At 77.2% G+C, this 15,804-nt stretch carries 16 protein-coding genes; 9 read left to right on the top strand and 7 right to left on the bottom strand.

Annotation, left to right across the window (positions count from 1 at the left end; translation table 11 throughout):
* Window positions 1–11 precede the first annotated feature (11 nt).
* Window positions 12–1,460, bottom strand: coding sequence for a serine hydrolase domain-containing protein (locus tag J0910_RS16065; protein ID WP_420159325.1), 1,449 nt, complete (start codon window positions 1,458–1,460; stop codon window positions 12–14).
* Window positions 1,461–1,670: 210 nt separating this feature from the next.
* Here J0910_RS16065 and J0910_RS16060 point away from each other — a divergent pair, with 210 nt between their 5' ends.
* From J0910_RS16060 to J0910_RS16050, 3 genes are all read left to right on the top strand, one after another.
* On the top strand, window positions 1,671–2,063 hold the full coding sequence (locus tag J0910_RS16060) for a GNAT family N-acetyltransferase (RefSeq protein ID WP_420159324.1): 393 nt from the start codon (window positions 1,671–1,673) through the stop codon (window positions 2,061–2,063).
* A gap of 167 nt (window positions 2,064–2,230) precedes the next feature.
* Window positions 2,231–2,848, top strand: a complete 618-nt coding sequence (locus tag J0910_RS16055; RefSeq protein WP_420159323.1) for an ABC transporter ATP-binding protein — start codon at window positions 2,231–2,233, stop codon at window positions 2,846–2,848.
* A 208-nt stretch (window positions 2,849–3,056) separates the two neighbouring features.
* Entirely contained in the window at window positions 3,057–4,535 is a 1,479-nt protein-coding gene (locus J0910_RS16050) for a DUF6297 family protein (RefSeq protein ID WP_420159322.1), read from the top strand.
* A gap of 34 nt (window positions 4,536–4,569) precedes the next feature.
* On the opposite strand, the gene J0910_RS16045 is transcribed toward J0910_RS16050, so the two are convergent.
* A complete protein-coding gene (locus J0910_RS16045) occupies window positions 4,570–4,953 on the bottom strand; it encodes a DUF6086 family protein (protein ID WP_420159321.1) in 384 nt (127 codons plus the stop codon).
* On the bottom strand, window positions 4,950–5,516 hold the full coding sequence (locus J0910_RS16040; protein ID WP_420159320.1) for a CGNR zinc finger domain-containing protein: 567 nt from the start codon (window positions 5,514–5,516) through the stop codon (window positions 4,950–4,952). The genes J0910_RS16045 and J0910_RS16040 overlap by 4 nt, the downstream gene beginning before the upstream one ends.
* Before the next feature lie 60 nt (window positions 5,517–5,576).
* Here J0910_RS16040 and J0910_RS16035 point away from each other — a divergent pair, with 60 nt between their 5' ends.
* Window positions 5,577–6,425 carry an alpha/beta fold hydrolase gene (locus J0910_RS16035; RefSeq protein ID WP_420159319.1) on the top strand — a complete coding sequence of 283 codons (849 nt, stop codon included), beginning with the start codon at window positions 5,577–5,579 and terminating at the stop codon, window positions 6,423–6,425.
* 64 nt (window positions 6,426–6,489) lie between these two features.
* On the opposite strand, the gene J0910_RS16030 is transcribed toward J0910_RS16035, so the two are convergent.
* Window positions 6,490–7,731, bottom strand: a complete 1,242-nt coding sequence (locus J0910_RS16030; RefSeq protein WP_420159318.1) for an MFS transporter — start codon at window positions 7,729–7,731, stop codon at window positions 6,490–6,492.
* A 115-nt stretch (window positions 7,732–7,846) separates the two neighbouring features.
* Between J0910_RS16030 and J0910_RS16025 the strand changes: the two genes are divergently transcribed.
* Window positions 7,847–8,428, top strand: a complete 582-nt coding sequence (locus tag J0910_RS16025; protein WP_420159317.1) for a TetR/AcrR family transcriptional regulator — start codon at window positions 7,847–7,849, stop codon at window positions 8,426–8,428.
* Between the two features lie 398 nt (window positions 8,429–8,826).
* Here J0910_RS16025 and J0910_RS16020 read toward each other — a convergent pair whose 3' ends face one another.
* Complete coding sequence (locus tag J0910_RS16020) at window positions 8,827–9,510, bottom strand: maleylpyruvate isomerase N-terminal domain-containing protein (protein ID WP_420159316.1); 684 nt, start codon at window positions 9,508–9,510, stop codon at window positions 8,827–8,829.
* Window positions 9,511–9,629: 119 nt separating this feature from the next.
* Here J0910_RS16020 and J0910_RS16015 point away from each other — a divergent pair, with 119 nt between their 5' ends.
* From J0910_RS16015 to J0910_RS16005, 3 genes are all read left to right on the top strand, one after another.
* Window positions 9,630–10,436 (top strand): isocitrate lyase/PEP mutase family protein, encoded by an 807-nt coding sequence (locus tag J0910_RS16015; RefSeq protein WP_420159315.1) that lies wholly within the window; start codon window positions 9,630–9,632, stop codon window positions 10,434–10,436.
* A 10-nt stretch (window positions 10,437–10,446) separates the two neighbouring features.
* On the top strand, window positions 10,447–11,217 hold the full coding sequence (locus tag J0910_RS16010) for a MerR family transcriptional regulator (RefSeq protein WP_420159314.1): 771 nt from the start codon (window positions 10,447–10,449) through the stop codon (window positions 11,215–11,217).
* A gap of 114 nt (window positions 11,218–11,331) precedes the next feature.
* Window positions 11,332–12,024 (top strand): hypothetical protein, encoded by a 693-nt coding sequence (locus J0910_RS16005; protein WP_420159313.1) that lies wholly within the window; start codon window positions 11,332–11,334, stop codon window positions 12,022–12,024.
* A gap of 69 nt (window positions 12,025–12,093) precedes the next feature.
* On the opposite strand, the gene J0910_RS16000 is transcribed toward J0910_RS16005, so the two are convergent.
* Window positions 12,094–13,368 (bottom strand): DUF418 domain-containing protein, encoded by a 1,275-nt coding sequence (locus J0910_RS16000; protein WP_420159312.1) that lies wholly within the window; start codon window positions 13,366–13,368, stop codon window positions 12,094–12,096.
* An 84-nt stretch (window positions 13,369–13,452) separates the two neighbouring features.
* On the opposite strand from J0910_RS16000, the gene J0910_RS15995 reads away from it, so the two are divergent.
* Window positions 13,453–14,193, top strand: a complete 741-nt coding sequence (locus tag J0910_RS15995; RefSeq protein ID WP_420159311.1) for a TetR/AcrR family transcriptional regulator — start codon at window positions 13,453–13,455, stop codon at window positions 14,191–14,193.
* Between the two features lie 629 nt (window positions 14,194–14,822).
* On the opposite strand, the gene J0910_RS15990 is transcribed toward J0910_RS15995, so the two are convergent.
* On the bottom strand, window positions 14,823–15,716 hold the full coding sequence (locus tag J0910_RS15990) for a Vgb family protein (RefSeq protein WP_420159310.1): 894 nt from the start codon (window positions 15,714–15,716) through the stop codon (window positions 14,823–14,825).
* Window positions 15,717–15,804 lie beyond the last annotated feature (88 nt).

Here is a 15,804-nt window from a genome sequence, read left to right as displayed (position 1 = left end):
GACCCTACCCTTCAGGGCCGCCGGGCCGCGGCGCGCAGCCGGAGCAGCCGGGCGGCCGCGGTGACCAGGCCGCCCAGTGCGGCGGCGGCCAGGGTGAGGGTGAGCGGCAGCGCGAACCAGAACATCTGGTCCCAGGTGACCTCGCGGCCGTGGCTGAGCAGCGAGACCGCGCCGGGGTAGCCCGCGAAGAGGGCGGCCGGGACCAGCAGCGGGAGGATGCGCAGCGCGGTCCGCCACGCCGGCCGGCCGGTGCGCCGGGCCGCCCAGCGGCGGGAGCGGACCGCTCCGGCGGCGCCGAGCCCGAGGGCGGACGCGCCGACCGCGGCCAGCACGGCGTCGATGGTCTTGCGGGTGGTCCCGGGGCCCTCCGGCCGCTCGCCGCGGCTGAGCGCGGAGAGCCCCAGCATGAGCGTGTAGGTCTCGTCGGCGATCGGGGCGCCGTTGCTCATCACCGCGAAGCCGTACCCGGTCTCCGGGTCGATGCCCTGGGCGGCGTTGTAGGTGAACAGGTTGCCGCTGTGCACCATCAGCTCCGCCCCGCCGGGGGCGTCCTCGGGCGACCAGCCCATCCCGTAGTCGTCGGCCTCCGAGGGGGCGTACATGGCCTGCAGCGACTCCCCGCCGACGGGGGCGGGGCCGCCGGTGTGCGCGGTGAGCCAGCGGCCCATGTCGGCGGCGGTGGAGATGACGCCGCCGGCCCCGCTGTCGTCGTTGAAGTCGAAGCGCTCGGCGCGGGGGATCCACAGCCCGTACAGCGAGTTGTGGCCGTCGGCGACGGGGACCTCGGCGTCGCTGAGGCCGCTGTGCTCCATGCCGAGCGGTTCGAACACCGCCTCGCGCACGTACTCGCCGAACCGCTTCCCGGAGGCGGTCTCCACCAGGCGGGCGGCGAGGTCGTAGTTGATGTTGCAGTACTCCATCCGGGTGCCGGGGTCGGAGGCCAGGCGGACCCCGTCCAGGCGGGAGACGTAGTCCTCCAGGGAGGAGGCGCCGCGCAGCCCTTCGACGTCGATCTCGGTGTCGGAGAGCCCGGAGGTCTGGTTGAGCAGGTCGCGCACGGTGATCCGGTCGGCCCGCGGGTCGCCGGGGGTGAAGCCGGGCAGCTGCCCGGTGACGCTTCCGTCCAGGTCGATCGCGCCGTCCTCGACCAGGGCCATGACCGCCATCGCGGTGAAGGACTTGCTGAGCGAGGCGATGCGCATCGGGGTGTCCTCGGTGACGGGCTCCCCCTCAGAGTCGTGCCCGTAGCCGGCGGCGTGCACCACCCGCCCGTCGCGGACCACCGCGACCGAGATCCCGGGCAGGCCGCTGTCCTCCAGGGCCTGCTCCATATAGGCGTCGACGGCGGCGGGGGTGAGCCGCGCGGCGCCGGGCGCGGGGGCCGCTGCGGCGGGGGCGGCGAAGGCGGTCGACGCGGCGATGCCGACTGCCGCCGCGGCTGCGGTGAACCTGGTCGTCACGGTGTGCTCCTCGGGTCGTTGCGGACCCTTGAGAAGCTAGAAAGGCGCGCCCTCCCGGGGGATCCCCGGTTCGTTCCGGCCGACCCCCGACGAAAGTCGTGGTCCCCGCCGGGGCCGGGAACCGGTTGACCGGTCCGGCAGGCCTGTCCAGCGTGCTCCGGATGGACGCGGAAGCCGCCGTCCGGCGCTAGGGCCTCCGACGAGGACGCGGTGGCGGACCTGTGGTCGCGCGCCTCGAAGCAGGCGCACCCGTTCATCGAGGGCGAGGGCAAGGGGGACCGGGCCCGCAGGCTCCGGGAGGTCTGCCTCCGCGAGGCCGAGAACCGGGTCGCGGAGGAGGACGGGGGCGCCGTCGCCCTGCTGGGCCTGCTCGGGAACGAGATCGGCGGGCTGTTCGTCGACCCCCGGGCGCAGGGGCGGGGCATCGGGCGGGCGCTGGTCGAGCACGCCGCGGCGCTCCGCGGCGAGGTGCGGCTCGAAGTGTTCGAGGCCGGCACCGGGGCCCGGCGCTTCTACGAGCTGACGGGCTTCACCGAGCAGGGGCGCCGCCTGGACGAGGAGACCGGCCACCCGCTGATCCTGCTGCTCCGCCCGGAGGGCTGACCCTCCCGCCCCTGGAAGGCGGGCCCGGGAGCGGGGCCCGGAAAGGGCGCGCCGCCCCGGGCGGGGCGGCACGGAGCCGGCCCCCGGGGCGGCCGGGGTCCCGGAGCGGGGGCGTGCGGCCGCCCGCCCGGCCGGAGGCGCCGCGGCGCAGGCCCTAGGCTGGCCCGGTGACGGAACCGATCATCACCGCCCGCGGTGTGGGCGCGGAACTGGGCGGCGCCCCGGTGCTGCGCGGAGTCGACCTCGTGGTCGCCCCCGGAGAGGTGGTCGCCGTGCTCGGCGCCAACGGCGCCGGGAAGACGACCCTGCTGCGCTGCCTCGCGGGGCTGCAGCCCGCTTCGGGCCGGATCGACGTGCTGGGCCGCCCGCCGACCGACGCCCCTGCCTTCTGGCGCGAGGTCGTCCTGGTCGGCGACGAGCCGGCCTGGTATCCGGGGCTGACCGCCGGGGAGCACCTGGAGCTGGTGCGCGCGGCGCACGGCCCCGGGCGGCTGGAGCCGGCGGCGGCCGTGGACCTGTTCGAGCTGGCGGCCTGCGCCGACCGGCCCCCGTCGTCGCTGTCGACCGGGCAGCGCCAGCGGCTCTCCCTGGCCGCGGCGCTGCTGCGGCCGAGCCGGCTGCTGCTGCTGGACGAGCCGGAGCGCGGGCTCGACGCCGCCTTCCGGGAGCGGTTCCGGGGGCTGCTCGCCGAGTACGCCGCGGGCGGCGGCGCGGTGGTGATGGTGACGCACGACCCGGGGTTCGCCGAAGGCGCCCGCCGCGTCGTACTGGAGGCCGCGGCCTGATGGCGGGGGCGAGCCGCGGGGCGGAGCGCGGGCCGGTCTCGGCCGCGCAGGGCCGCGAACGGCACGCCGCCCCGTCCGCGGGCCGGGCGGCCGTGCGACCGGAGCCGCCGGGCGCGGCCGGTGTGGAAGGTAGGGAAGCCGCACCCGGCCCGTTCGCGCCGCCCCAGCGCAGCGGACGGCCGGGGCGCACCCGGGAGGGCGGGGCCGTATGAGCGGGGCGGCGGAGGTCAGGGCGTTCCTGCGGGCCCGGGGCCGCAGGCGGCGCCGGAGCTGGTCCGACCGGTACACGGCCCTGATGGGCGCGGGCCTGCTGGCGGTGATGGCGGCCCCGGTGGTCGACCGCGCCGTTTCGGCCCTGCCCGGCGGCTTCGACCCGGCGCGGGCGGGCGCGGGCCTGGCGCTGATCGCGCTGCTGCTGGCGGGGGCGGTGGCCCTGGCGCGCGCGGTCGGCCCGGTGGGGGTCTCGGCGGCGGACGCGGCGTGGCTGCTGCTCTCCCCGCTGCCGCGCCGCAGCGTGCTCTCCCGCACCCTGCTGGTCCTCGCCGCGGTGTGCGTCGCCGCAGGCGCGGCCCTCGGCCTGGCGCTGCTGGGGGCGCTCGGCGCCCCCGACGCGCCGGCCGCCCGGCTGCTCGCGTCCGCGGTGCTGGGCGTCTCCTGGACGCTGGGCGGGATGGCGGCGAGCGTGCTGGCGCAGGCCTCGCCGTCCCGGGAGGGCTGGACGGCCGCGCTGCTCATCGCCCTCGCGGCGGTGGCGGTGGCCGCGGCGGCCATGGGCGCGGGGCCGGGCCAGGGGGTGCTCGCCGCCATCGCGTCGGCCTCTCCGGCGGCGTGGACGGCGGCGGCGTCCGCATCGGCCGCGGCCGCCGCCGGCCTCGCGGGGCGGGCGCGGGCGGCCGCCGCGCGCATCCCGGTCCGCCTCCTCCTGGAGGCGTCGTCCCGGTCGGGGCTCGCCGCGGGCGCGGTCGCCTCCCTGGACCCGGGCGCGCTGACCTGGGCGGCCGAGGACGCGCACTGGCGGTCGCGGGCGCTGCGGTCGCGGGCGTGGCCGCCGCGGCTGCGCGGAGCGGCGGCGGTGGCCTGGCCGGACTGGCGCCGGCTGGCGCGGCGGCCGGGGCGGCTCGCGCTGATGGCGGCGGCGGCCGCGCTTCCGGTGCTGGCCGCGCGGGCGGGCGGCGGGGTTCCGGGGGCGCTGGCCGTGCTCGCCGCGGGTGCGCTCGCGGTCCCGGCGGCGGGCACCGCGGGGGCGCGCAGGGACGCCGAGGACGCGGCGCTGGCGCGGCTGCTGGGCGCCGGCCCGCGCGCGCTCCTCGCGGCGCGGTCGGTGCTGCCCGCCCTGCTCGGCGGCGCCTGGCTGACCCTCGCGCTGGCCTTCCTGGAGTCGAGCGGCGCCGGCGGGCCGCTCTGGGCGCTCGGGCCGCTGTGCGCGCCGGCGCTGGCGGCGGGCGCGCTGCGGATGGCGCGGCGCCGCCCCATCGAGCACGCGATGCCCGCCGTGGACACGCCCCTCGGGCCGGTGCCGACCGGGGTGCTGGTGTGGGCGCTGGCCGGCGCCGACATCGCCGTGCTGGGCTGCCTGCCCGCGCTCGCGGCGCTCGCCGGCGGGGTGACCGGCCCGCTGCTCGCGGCGCAGGGGGTGTGCGGCGCGGCGGTGCTGGCGGCCTACTGCGCCGCCCCGAGGCGCGGGTAGCGGCGGCCGGTGGGATCCGCCCGGTCCCGCCGGGTCAGCGGTGCATGGACCGGTCCAGCTCCCGGGCCCTCTCCCGGAGCCGGGCCGTCCGGCCTGCGGCGGCCGGGTCGGCAGGGGCTCCGGGAAGCGTCGCCCGGAGGCCGGCGCGCTCGGCGAGGACCAGCACTGCGGCGGTGAAGCCCTCGGAGAGCGCCGCGGCGACGGGGTGGCCGGTGCTCCGGTACCGGGTCAGCAGGGCGCGGGCGAAGGCCCCGAAGGCGGCCGGGTCGATCCGGCACTCGTCCTCCGCCATCGGACCGATGCCGGAGGGCAGGCCCAGCTCCGCCTCGAAGGCCGCCGCCTGTGCCAGGAAGAGGCGGGAGACCCCGTTGGACGGGTTCCACAGGGTCTCCTCGCCCAGTTCGTAGTAGTGGCTCACCCGCCCGCCTCCCGGCCCCCGGCGCGGGGGGCGGTGCGGCGGGAGCGGTAGGTGCGCATCTTGTGCCGGGCCCCGCAGACGTCCATGCTGCACCAGCTCGCGTTGTTGGCGGGGGAGCGGTCGTAGAAGACCCAGCGGCACTCGGGGGAGCGGCAGACCTTCAGCCGGGCCCGGCGCCCCGACGGCTCCGCGGCGGCCAGGGCGGCCAGGACCGCCCCGGCCAGCGCGCGGACCGGGTCCTCCGCGGTGACCGGGTGCGCCAGGGCGCCGTCCTCGCTCCACCGGGGGGCGCCGAGCAGTTCGGCCGCGGCCCCGGTGAGCCTCCGGCGCGCCTCCGCGTCGCCCTCCAGGTGGCCCCGGACCGCCTCGCGCACCCCGGTCAGCACCTCCAGGCCGGCGCCGTCCAGGGCGTCGGCGGCCGCGGTGTGCCCGCGTCCGCGCAGCCAGGAGCGGGCCGAGTCGGGGTCGGAGAAGGCGTCCTCGCCGTAGAGGAAGCGCGCGGAGTCGCAGAAGGACTCGACGGGCTCCAGGTCCTCGGGGGCGGGCGGCCGGTCGTAGGTCATACCGGAAAGTTTACCGTCTCAGCTTGCCTGACGGTAACTCCTGTTGTTACCGTCATTGCCATGAAGACGGTAACCGCGAACCTTCCGGACATCGCCGAGACCCTGAACGGGCGCTTCTCCTCCTCGCACGGCGAGGTCGCCTGGGGGCGGCTGGGCGCCGGCAGCCCGGTGGTCCTGCTGCACGGCACCCCCTTCTCCTCCCTGGTGTGGCGGGAGACGGCCGAGGCGCTGAGCGCCCGGCACACCGTGTACCTGTGGGACATGCCGGGCTACGGCCTGTCGGAGAAGCACGGCGGGCAGGACGTCTCACTCCCCGCGCAGCAGCGGGTCCTCACCGAGCTGCTGGAGCACTGGGGGCTGGAGGCGCCCGCGGTGGTCGCGCACGACATCGGCGGCGCCGTCGCGCTGCGCGCCGCCCTGCTCGGCGGGGTGCGCTACCGCCGGCTCGCCCTGGCCGATGTGGTGGCGCTGCAGCCCTGGGGCAGCCCGTTCTACCGGCTGGTCCAGGAGCACTCCGCGGTCCTGGGCGCCCTCCCGCCGCAGATGCACGAGGCGGCGGTGGGGGCCTACATCGACGACGGTGTGCACCACGGTCTCCGCGCCGGGCTGCGCGAGGCGCTGGTCCGGCCCTGGACCGGGGCGGAGGGCCAGGCCGCCTTCTACCGGCAGATCGCCCAGGCCGACCAGCGGCACACCGCGGAGTTCGAGGACCGCCTGGGCGACCTCTCCATGCCGGTCGCGGTGGTGTGGGGCGCCGAGGACGAATGGATCCCGGCGGAGCGGGGCGAGGCGCTGGCCGCCCGCATTCCCGGTGCGGAGTTCCACCTGCTCCCCGACGCCGGCCACCTGGTCCAGGAGGACGCCCCGGGCCGGCTGGCCGCCCTGCTCTCCGCTTTCCTCGCGGACTGACCCGCCGGGCGCCGCGCTCCCCGCCGCCGGCCCCGTGCGGCCGGCGGCGGGGCCGCCCGCCGGCTCACCTCCGGGTGCGCCGGGCGAAGAGGGCCCACAGGGCGCCGCCGGCCAGCGCGGTGCCGGTGGCGGCGGCGCCGACCGCGGTCCAGCCCGCGGCCTCGTACAGCACCGCGCCGGTGCCGGAGCCCGCGGCGCCGGCGAGGAACGTGCCGAACATGTACACGGTGTTCATCCGGCCCGCGGCCTCGGGGCGCGCCGCCAGCACCGCGGTCTGGTTGCCCACCTGGGCGGCCTGCAGGCCGGCGTAGAGCACCGCGATCCCCGCCGCGGCCGCGATCCACCCGGTGTGCGCGGCGAGCATCAGCGCCCCGCCGGCCGCGATCCCGGCGAAACCGGCGCCGACCACCGGGAGCGGACCGAACCGGTCGATGGCCCGGCCCGCCGCCGGGGCCACCGCGATGCCGAGCGCCCCGAACGCGCCGAACAGCGAGGCACCGAGGGTGGTGTAGCCGTATCCCGGGCCGGTGAGCAGGAAGACCAGCGACGTCCAGACCATGTTGAACACCGCGAAGGCCGCCCCCTGCAGCAGCAGGGACCGGCGCAGCACGGGTTCGCGCAGCAGCCCGGGGAGCGAGGCGAGCAGCGCCGGGTAGGAGGGCCGCGGCGCCCCCGGGGGCGCCGCCGGGACGTCCGCGGAGCGCGGCAGCAGGGCGATGGTCAGCGCGCCCGCCACGGCGGTGCACACCGCGGCCGCGGCGAAGACCGCCCGCCATCCGGAGAACTCGCCCAGGGCGCCGCCGGCCACCCGGGCGGCGATGGCCCCGGTGAACACGCCGGCCTGCAGCACCGAGACCACCCGGCCGCGCCGCTCGGGCCCGGCCAGGGAGGCGGCGACGGGGACCAGCAGCTGCGGGACCACGGTGAACGCGCCGACCGCCAGGACGGCTCCGGCCAGCGCGGACGGCCCCGGGGCGGCGGCCGCCGCGGACAGCCCGCCGACGGTGCCCAGGACCAGCATGAGCAGCAGCGGCCGGCGGCGCACGGTGTCGCTCAGCGGCAGCAGGAACAGCAGGCCGAGGGAGTAGCCGAACTGGCCCGCCGTGGCCACCAGTCCGGCGCGGTCGGCGGAGACGCCGAAGGTCTGCGAGACCAGTCCGAGCAGCGGGGCGCTCAGGTAGATGTTGGCGACGGTGACGGCGCAGGCCAGCGCGAGTACGGCGACCAGCGCCCGGGAGGGCTCCGCCGGGCGGTCCCCGGCCCGGCTTCCGGGGGCTCTCTCCCGGACCGCTCTTTCCTGAACCATGCTGCACTCCTCGGAGCAGAGAGGGAACGAACCAGTTGGTTCGCTCTTCGCCGCACGACGATACACCTCCGGGGAACCGAACGAACCATCCGGTTCGAATGTGTATGCTGCGCCCATGGGATACGACGCCGCGGCCACCAAGGCCCGCATCCTCGAAGCCGCCACTCGGGAGTTCGCCGAGCACGGCATCGCCGGGGCCCGGGTCGACCGGATCGCGGAGTCGGCCTCGGCCAACAAGCGCGCCATCTACGACTACTTCGGCGGCAAGGAGCGACTGTTCGCCACGGTGCTGTCCGACGCCTGCTCCCGGCTGTCCTCGGAGGTCCCCCTGGAGGACGGCGACGACCTCGCCGAATACGCCGTGCGCGTGCTGGACTACCACCGCGAGCACCCCGAGTACCTGCGCCTGCTGATGTGGGAGGAGCTGCACTACACGGAAGGGCCGATCCCCGCCGAGGAGTGGCGCACCGAACGGTACGGGCGCAAGGCCGAGGTCGTCGCCGCGGCCCAGCGGGCCGGCCGGGTCCGCTCCGACGTGCGCCCCGAGGTCCTGCTGTTCATGCTGCTCTCCTTGGTGAACTGGGCCGAGAGCGCGGGCCACCTGCGCCGCCTCATCACCGGCGGCATGGACCACGGGGAGATGCGCCGGTCGCTGTCGGCCGCCGCCGCGGCGATGCTCGCCGGCGACCGCGGCTGAGAGGCCGTCGTGTGTGCGGTCGGCCGCCCGGGTGTCCGGCCGCGGGCCGGGAGAGGCGGGGGCCGGGGGCCCGGCGCCGCCGTCCCGCTTCCCCGTTGGTCTTGGGGTTGCGGGGGTATCAGGGCGCCCTGATGCCCCCGCAACTCCAAGATCAACGGGGCGGTCCGCCGCCGGGCGCTCCGGGCGACCGGCCGGATGCCCGGCGGTCTCTGAGAGGGCCGGGCACCCGGGAGGGCTCCGTCCCGCCGGCACCGCCATCGAACCGGCGGCCGCGCCCCGAAGCCGCGCACCGGCACCGACCGCACGGCCCAGGGGCCGCCCCGCAGAGTCGATGCCCCGGCGCCGAGTGCACCCGTCCGGCGGCGTCGGCCGCACGGAACCGCCCAGGCGGGGGCGGGTCAGCCCAGGGCGAGGAAGTTGACCCGGGCGCCGTCCAGGGCCTCCCTGCCGGGGCGGCCGGGGAGGGCGCGGCCGGTGGCGGCGCGCACCGCGTCCAGGGCGGTGAGGCCCACGGCGCCGAGCGGCCGGGGTCCGGCGCCGCCGAACAGCAGGCGCTCCACGATCGCCAGCGCCCCGGGGGTGGCCCACGGGTCGCGCTCCAGCGCGTCGGCCAGGTCCAGGCCGTGCAGCAGCAGCTCCACGACCCGGGTCACCAGGAAGTCGTCCAGCAGCATCGCGTCGCCGTGCCGGGTGAGCACGGTGCGCCCGGCCGGGGCGGAGAGCAGGCGCGGCTCCACCTCCAGCCAGACCGCCTCCAGGGCCCTGCCGGGTTCGCCCGGGTCGGTGCGGAGGGCGGCCGCGTGCATCGCGGTGTCCACCCGCTCCCGGTTGACCCGGTCGGAGAAGCGCACGTCGGGAGAGTAGTAGCCGAGCGCGGAGACCTCGGCGCGGACCGGGGCCACGCCGTCCAGCACCACGGCCAGCCGGTGCACCGCGCCCACGGTGTGCTCCGCCAGCGCGGCCACGTCCCAGGGGGCGCACCGGGTCTGCCGCCGCGCCTCCTCCTCGGTCAGGCCCTGCAGGGTCCCGGTCAGCTCGCGGATCTCGGTGTCCAGCGCGGCGACGGTCTCGGTGCGGTCCATGCCGGAAACGCTAGCGCCCGGAGCCCGCCGAGGGGAGGATCCCACACGCACTCCGCCCGCACCGGCTCCGCGCCCGGTGGAGGCCGGGCGGGGGCCGGGCGCGCTGCTAGGCTCCTCGCGTGCCGATCACCGAAGAGTCCGCCGACCGGGCGCGGCGGCTGCGCGAACTGCACCGCCCGGGCGATCCGCTGGTCCTGGTCAACGTCTGGGACGCGGCGAGCGCCCGGACCGTCGCCGCGGCCCCCGGCACCGCGGCGCTGGCCACCGCCAGCTGGTCGATCGCCGCCTCGCGCGGGTTCGCCGACGGCGAGCGGATGCCGCTGGAGGAGATGCTGGACGGTATCGCCCGGGTCGCCGCGGCGGTGGACCTGCCGGTCAGCGCCGACCTAGAGCGCGGCTACGGCGCGGACGCGGCCGCGGTCGGGGCGAGCGCGGCCCGGATGCTGGAGGCCGGCGCGGTCGGCTGCAACATCGAGGACGGCCTGCCCGAGGGGGATCCCGCAGGGCCGCTCCGCCCGCTGGACGAGCAGCTGGAGCGGCTGCGGGCGGTCCGCGAGGCGGGGGAGCGGGCCGGTGTCCCGCTGGTGCTCAACGCGCGCACCGACGCGCTCGCCTCAGGCCTCCCGGTCCAGGAGGCGATCCGCCGCGGCCGGGCCTTCCTGGACGCCGGGGCCGACTGCGTGTTCGTGCTCGGCGCCGCGACGGTCGCGGTCATCGGGGAGCTGGTCGAGGCGCTGGACGGGAGGGTCTCGGTGGTGGCCTCGGCCGCCGGGCCGTCGCTGCCGGAGCTGGCCGCCGCCGGAGTGGCCCGGGTCAGCATGGGGCCGGGGCCGATGGGCGCGGCCTACGCCGCGCTGCGCCGCCTGGCCGAGGAGGCCTCGGCGGGCCGCCCGCTCCCGGCCGACCTGGCGTTCCGCCCGTCCTGAGGGGAGGGCCGTGCCGGAGGACCGCCGCCCGCAGCCCGGCGGGGCCGCGCCGGAGGAGCGGATGCGGATCGGCGACATCGCCCGCGCCGCCGGGGTCTCGGTCCAGCAGGTGCGCAACTACGTCGACCTGGGGGTGCTGCCCCCGGTCGGGCGGACCCCGAGCAACTACCGGATCTTCACCCGCCGGCACGCCGAGGCGCTGCTCACCGCCCGCGAGCTGATCCGGGGCCACGGCTGGCAGCGCGCCTACGGCATCATGCAGGCCGTGCACGGCGGTGACGCCGCCGCCGCGCTGGCGCTGCTCGACGCCGGCCATGCCGAGCTGGACGCCGAGCGCGCCGACATCGCCCGGGTGCTGGGGATGTTCGAGGACCTGGCCGCCGGCCCGGAGGGGGCCGGCCGGCTCCGGGTGCCCCGGGGCGGTGCGCGGATCGGCGACGTGGCCGGTGCGGTCGGGATGCGCACCTCCGCGCTGCGCGTGTGGGAGGAGAAGGGGCTGCTCCGCCCCGGGCGCGACCCCGCCACCGGCTACAGGGTCTTCGACGCGGCCGAGCTGCGCATCGCGCACGCGGTGGCGCTGCTCCGCCGGGGCGGCTACCCGCTGCCGATCGTCGCCGCCGCGGTCGCCGAGATGCGCAGCACCGGCGGCGCCGAGCGGGCCCGCGCCCGGCTGGCCGAGCGGGAGGAGGAGCTGCAGCGCCGCAGCCTGCTCCGGCTCCGCGCCTCCGCCGCCTTCCACGCCTACCTGCGCGACCACGCGGGCGTCCCGCTGCCGGACTGACCGGAGCGGCGGCGCGGCCGCACGGGAACCTGTCGGGGGCGGGCGATAGCCTCACCGGCGCCGTCGAGGACCTTTCGGCACCGCGGGCACCAATGGCACGGGGAAAGAGGCACGATGCGCCGTCTCACGCCGTACGAGCGCCGATTCCTGCAGCTGCAGGAGGAGATCAGCGGAAACGAGCGGATTTCGATCCTGGAGGAGGAGAACGAGGGGATCGCGGACTTCGACGAAGACCCCGGGGAGGTGTTCCGGGAGATCGCGGAGAAGTACGGGATGGAGCCGGCCCCCTGCTTCCACCGGAGCTTCGTCCGGTTCAACCGGCTCTGGACCTGCTGGCGCTTCGAAGAGGACGGTGTGCGGCTCACCGGGGAGTTCAGGATCGGCAACCTGCCGGATGCGCTCGCCACCGCTCCCCCTCCGTTCTCGGTGAGGAGCTCCTCTCCTGAGGAGCGCCGGCTCCACTCGGAGCTCCGCGTGATCGACGACAGGCCGGAGAGCGGGACCGGCCACCAGGCCGCCCTCAGGCTCCGGCCCGGCGACTCGGACCCGGAGCTGCGCTATTTCCACCTGGGCCTGGGCACCCTCCGCATGGACATCGACTACCAGGAGTACCTGGACGCCCTCGTCCTCACCAAGGGGGCGTCCGGGTGGCAGTTCCTCTTCTGCGACATCACGGAGGAACTGAGGGAGACGTACGACTTCGAAACGGCGTCCGAGCGGATGAAGACCATGCTCGACGTGTTCCCCGAGCTGTTCCCCGGCCACGACTACTCCGGTCTGCGCGCGCGGTTGGAGGAGCGGCTCTGAGCCTGCGCTCCGACGTCCCCGGACCGATCCGGTCCGATCAGGTCCGGGGCCGGTTCGCGGCGGCCGCGGTCACCCGGCCGGCGCCGTCCGCCCCCCGTAGACGAGGCGGCGGAGCGCGGCCTCGGCCGGGCCGCGCCGTCCGGCGCGTTCCAGCAGGTAGGCGCCGACCGCGGTGACCAGCCACACGGCGACGGCGTACAGCAGCATGGCGGCGCTGCCCAGGTGGGCGCCGAGCCCCAGCCCCCAGGCGGCCAGCACCGGGGCGAAGAGCACCGAGTGCGCGAGGTAGCAGGAGAGCGACCGCTTTCCCACCGCCGCGGTCAGCGCGACCGGGAGGCCGGATCGGATCCGCTCCGGCATGGCGTGCGCGGCCAGGGTGATCGCGGCGGCGTAGCCGAGCCCGCCGGGCAGCCCGGTCAGCACCTGGAGCATGAAGAGCGGCCCGGTCTCCACCGCGTAGGCCGCCGGCAGGTCCAGGACTCCGACGTGGAAGAGGGCGGCCGGCAGCCCGCCGGCCCAGCCGATCGCGATGCCGGCGGCCGCGGTGCGGCGGAGCAGCGGGAGGTGGTCGCCGGGGCGGTCCAGGACGCCGCGGCGCGCGGCCCAGAACCCGAGCAGGATCGCGGCGTGGAAGGAGAAGGAGAACAGCGCGCCGCCGAGGGTGACCGTGAAGGCCCAGGTCTCCAGCCGGGTCAGTGCGGCGGCGATCGGGTCGGTCTCGGGCGAGGCGTAGGCCTCCGCCGAGCTCGGCGCGTCCGGCACGGTCCCCGCCGCCGCGCCGGCGGCGGCGTCCAGGTAGGTGAGCGCGGTGAGCCCTGCCAGCAGGAGGAGGGCGGTGCCGGCCGCGATGAGCAGGGTGCGGTCGCCGCGCCGGATGAACAGGGTGCCCAGGACCGCGCAGAGGATCCCGTACATGCCGACGATGTCGCCGGCCATCAGCAGCGCGGCGTGGGCGAAACCGAAGAGCAGCAGCCACAGGCCGCGCCGGCGCAGCAGGGCGACCGCGGTGCGCGGGTCGGTGCCGGCCTCGGTCTGGCGCCGGTGGAGCCGCATCATGCCGTAGCCGAACATGAACGCGAACAGCGGGAAGACCCGCAGGTCCAAGGCGGTGATCATGGCGAACTGCACGGCGGTGTCGAGCGGGCCGCCGTCGACCGGGTGCCAGCCGGTGGGCCCGGTCCGGGCCGCCCAGAGGTGGAAGACGGTGTTGGAGGCGACGATCAGCAGCAGCATCGCGCCGCGGGCGAGGTCGGGGGCGAGGGAGCGCTCGCCGGCCCGGACCGGGCCGCGCTGGGGTCCCCGCTTCCGGTCCGCCGGCCGCGGGGCGCTCTCTTCGGTCGCCATGGTCGCTCCCTCCACAAAAACAGCGAACAGTGTTCGGAGTACTTATTACTCCGAACGCTATACGGGGTTTATGATGGGCGCAAGATGAGCGAACGGCAGACCTCCGATCCGACCGCCGCGCTGCGCCTGCTCTGGGGCGAGGGCCCCCAGCCGCGGCGCGGGCCCAGGCGCGGCCTCGAACTGGGCCGCATCGTCGCGGCCGCCGTCGAACTCGCCGACGAGGAGGGCGAGCGCGGGCTGTCCATGCGCGGGGTCGCCTCCCGGCTGGGCATCGGCACCGCGTCGCTCTACACCTACGTGCCGAGCCGCACCGAGCTGACCGCGCTGATGCTGGACGCGGTCATCGGCGAGGCCCCGATGCCGGAGGACCTCCCCGGCACCTGGCGGGAGAAGATCGAGGCCTGGGCCCGCGGCGACTGGGCGATGTTCCGCGCCCGCCCGTGGGCGCTGCGCCTGGTCGAGCGCGCGCTGCTCGGACCCAACCTGCTCGCCTGGTACGAGTCGGCGCTGCGCGCGCTGTCCGAGAACGGCCTGTCCCCGGTGGAGAACGCCTCGGTCATCGAGTCGGTGGACGCCTACGTGCAGGGCGTCGCGCGGCTCACCGCCGACCAGGAGGAGAACCTCGCCGACGGAGCCGAGCCCTGGGACGCCCGGCACCGGGCCTACATCGCCCGGCGGGTGGACTTCTCCGCCTACCCGCTGTGGGCCGAGGCCGCGGCCGGCGACGCCCTCGGCGGCCCCGCCGACCACTTCGAGTCCGGCCTGCGCATGCTGCTGGACGGGGTGGAGGCCGAGGTGCGCCGCCGCCCCGCCCCGCAGGACTGAGCGGCCCGGTCCCAGTGCACCGCCCCTTCTCCGCTGCCCGGGGCCGAACACCCGAGGCGGAGCCGTCGGCGCGGGAGAACGCACCGTGCCGCCTCGTCCCCACCCCAGGGCCCCGCGGCGGCCCTCCCCAGGAGCCGCCGAGCGCCCACCGGCGTTGCGCCGGGGCCGCGGAAAAGGGGGGCGCCGCACGGCATGAAAAGGACGGATCCGAACCGCCCGGGCGCGCCCGCAGGGGGCCGGCCACCGAGACCCGCCTCATCGCAGATCAGCACCGCCGGCCCTTGGCCATCTCCGCCGGCCCCGGCCGGCGCGGCGACACCCGCGTGTTCGACCCCTGACGGGCTCGCTGCGCCTGCCCCGCGCCCGCCCGGTTGCTCGCCGGCAAGGCCTGCTCCAGCGCGGCGATCCGCGCCCACCTGCGCGCCCGCGGCATCACGGCGGCCGTCGCCCAGTACTCCGGCCGGGACGCCCACCGAACCCGCAGCACCGCCGAGCGGCCATCGGCCGGCTCAAGCAGAACCGGGCGGTCGCGACCCGCTACGGCGAGCGGGCCGCGATCTTCGGCGGGCCGTCCGGCTCGCCTCGGTCCGGATCCGGCTGGGCGGCCTCACCCGTTCAAAGAGCAGGACCTAGCGGGCCACCCGGGCGGCGGCGCCGGTCTCCAGGGCCGTCCACAGGGCGCCGTCCGGGCCGACCGCGATGCCGTGCGGCTCGCAGTCCCGGGCGGGCAGGTCGCACTCGGCGACATCTCCGCCGGTGGTGATCCGGCCGACCCGCCCGGACGCCCACGCGGTGAACCAGCACTCCCCGGCGGCGGCCGCGACCACGGCGTGCGGCCTGCACTCCGGGTCGGGGAGCGGGAACTCCTCGATCGAGCCGTCCACCGCGATCCGGCCGATCCGGCCGGCCAGGAGCTCGGCGAACCAGAGGGCCTCGCCGTCGGAGGCGATGCCCACCGGGCCCGCCCCCGGCGTGGGCAGCGGGTGGACGGCCACCTCGCCGCCGGTGCCGATCCGCCCGATCGCGTTCCCCTGGTTGAGGGTGAACCAGAGGCCGCCGTCCGGGCCGGCCGCGATCACGGCGGGGTAGGCGCCCGGCTCCGGCAGCGGGTACTCGGTGATCTCCCCGCCGGTGGTGATCCGGCCGATCCGGTCGGCGCCCGGGGCGGTGAACCACATCGCGCCGTCGGGGCCCGCGGTGATCCCGTAGGGCGCGCTGCCGGCCCGGGGCAGCCGGAACAGGGAGGTCTCCCCGTCCACCGAGATCCGGCCGATCGCGTCCGCCCCGCCCAGGGTGAACCACATCGCACCGTCGGGGCCGGGGGCGATGACCATCGGCCGGGAGTCCGGAAGCTCCAGCGGGTACTCGGCGACCGCCCCGTCGAGGCCGAGCCGGGCGATCCGGCCGCCGTGCACCAGGGTCAGCCACAGCGCCCCGTCCGGGCCGGCCGCGATGCCGTAGGGGCCGGCCTTCCCGTCCGAGACGGGGACCTCCCGGACGCCGGGGGTGGTGGTTTCGGGCATCGGACCGCCTTTCCGGTGGGCAGGTGCTCGGCGCGGGGTGCGACCGGGCCGCCGAAGGACCCTGCCACCGCCCGGCGCCGGCGGCAAG

Origin of the sequence: Nocardiopsis oceanisediminis (assembly GCF_048595525.1) — a bacterium.
Taxonomy (GTDB): domain Bacteria; phylum Actinomycetota; class Actinomycetes; order Streptosporangiales; family Streptosporangiaceae; genus Nocardiopsis_A; species Nocardiopsis_A oceanisediminis.
Note: the sequence above shows the minus strand (reverse complement) of the source record. Positions and strands in the feature narration are given on the sequence as shown.

Coding starts and splice junctions, on each gene's coding strand:
- J0910_RS16050 (WP_420159322.1), top strand. CDS start 3,057: ATGAGCGGGGCGGCGGAGGTCAGGGCGTTCCTGCGGGCCCGGGGCCGC.
- J0910_RS16040 (WP_420159320.1), bottom strand. CDS start 5,516: ATGACCTACGACCGGCCGCCCGCCCCCGAGGACCTGGAGCCCGTCGAG.
- J0910_RS16035 (WP_420159319.1), top strand. CDS start 5,577: ATGAAGACGGTAACCGCGAACCTTCCGGACATCGCCGAGACCCTGAAC.
- J0910_RS16030 (WP_420159318.1), bottom strand. CDS start 7,731: ATGGTTCAGGAAAGAGCGGTCCGGGAGAGAGCCCCCGGAAGCCGGGCC.
- J0910_RS16025 (WP_420159317.1), top strand. CDS start 7,847: ATGGGATACGACGCCGCGGCCACCAAGGCCCGCATCCTCGAAGCCGCC.
- J0910_RS16020 (WP_420159316.1), bottom strand. CDS start 9,510: ATGGACCGCACCGAGACCGTCGCCGCGCTGGACACCGAGATCCGCGAG.
- J0910_RS16005 (WP_420159313.1), top strand. CDS start 11,332: ATGCGCCGTCTCACGCCGTACGAGCGCCGATTCCTGCAGCTGCAGGAG.
- J0910_RS16000 (WP_420159312.1), bottom strand. CDS start 13,368: ATGGCGACCGAAGAGAGCGCCCCGCGGCCGGCGGACCGGAAGCGGGGA.
- J0910_RS15995 (WP_420159311.1), top strand. CDS start 13,453: ATGAGCGAACGGCAGACCTCCGATCCGACCGCCGCGCTGCGCCTGCTC.
- J0910_RS15990 (WP_420159310.1), bottom strand. CDS start 15,716: ATGCCCGAAACCACCACCCCCGGCGTCCGGGAGGTCCCCGTCTCGGAC.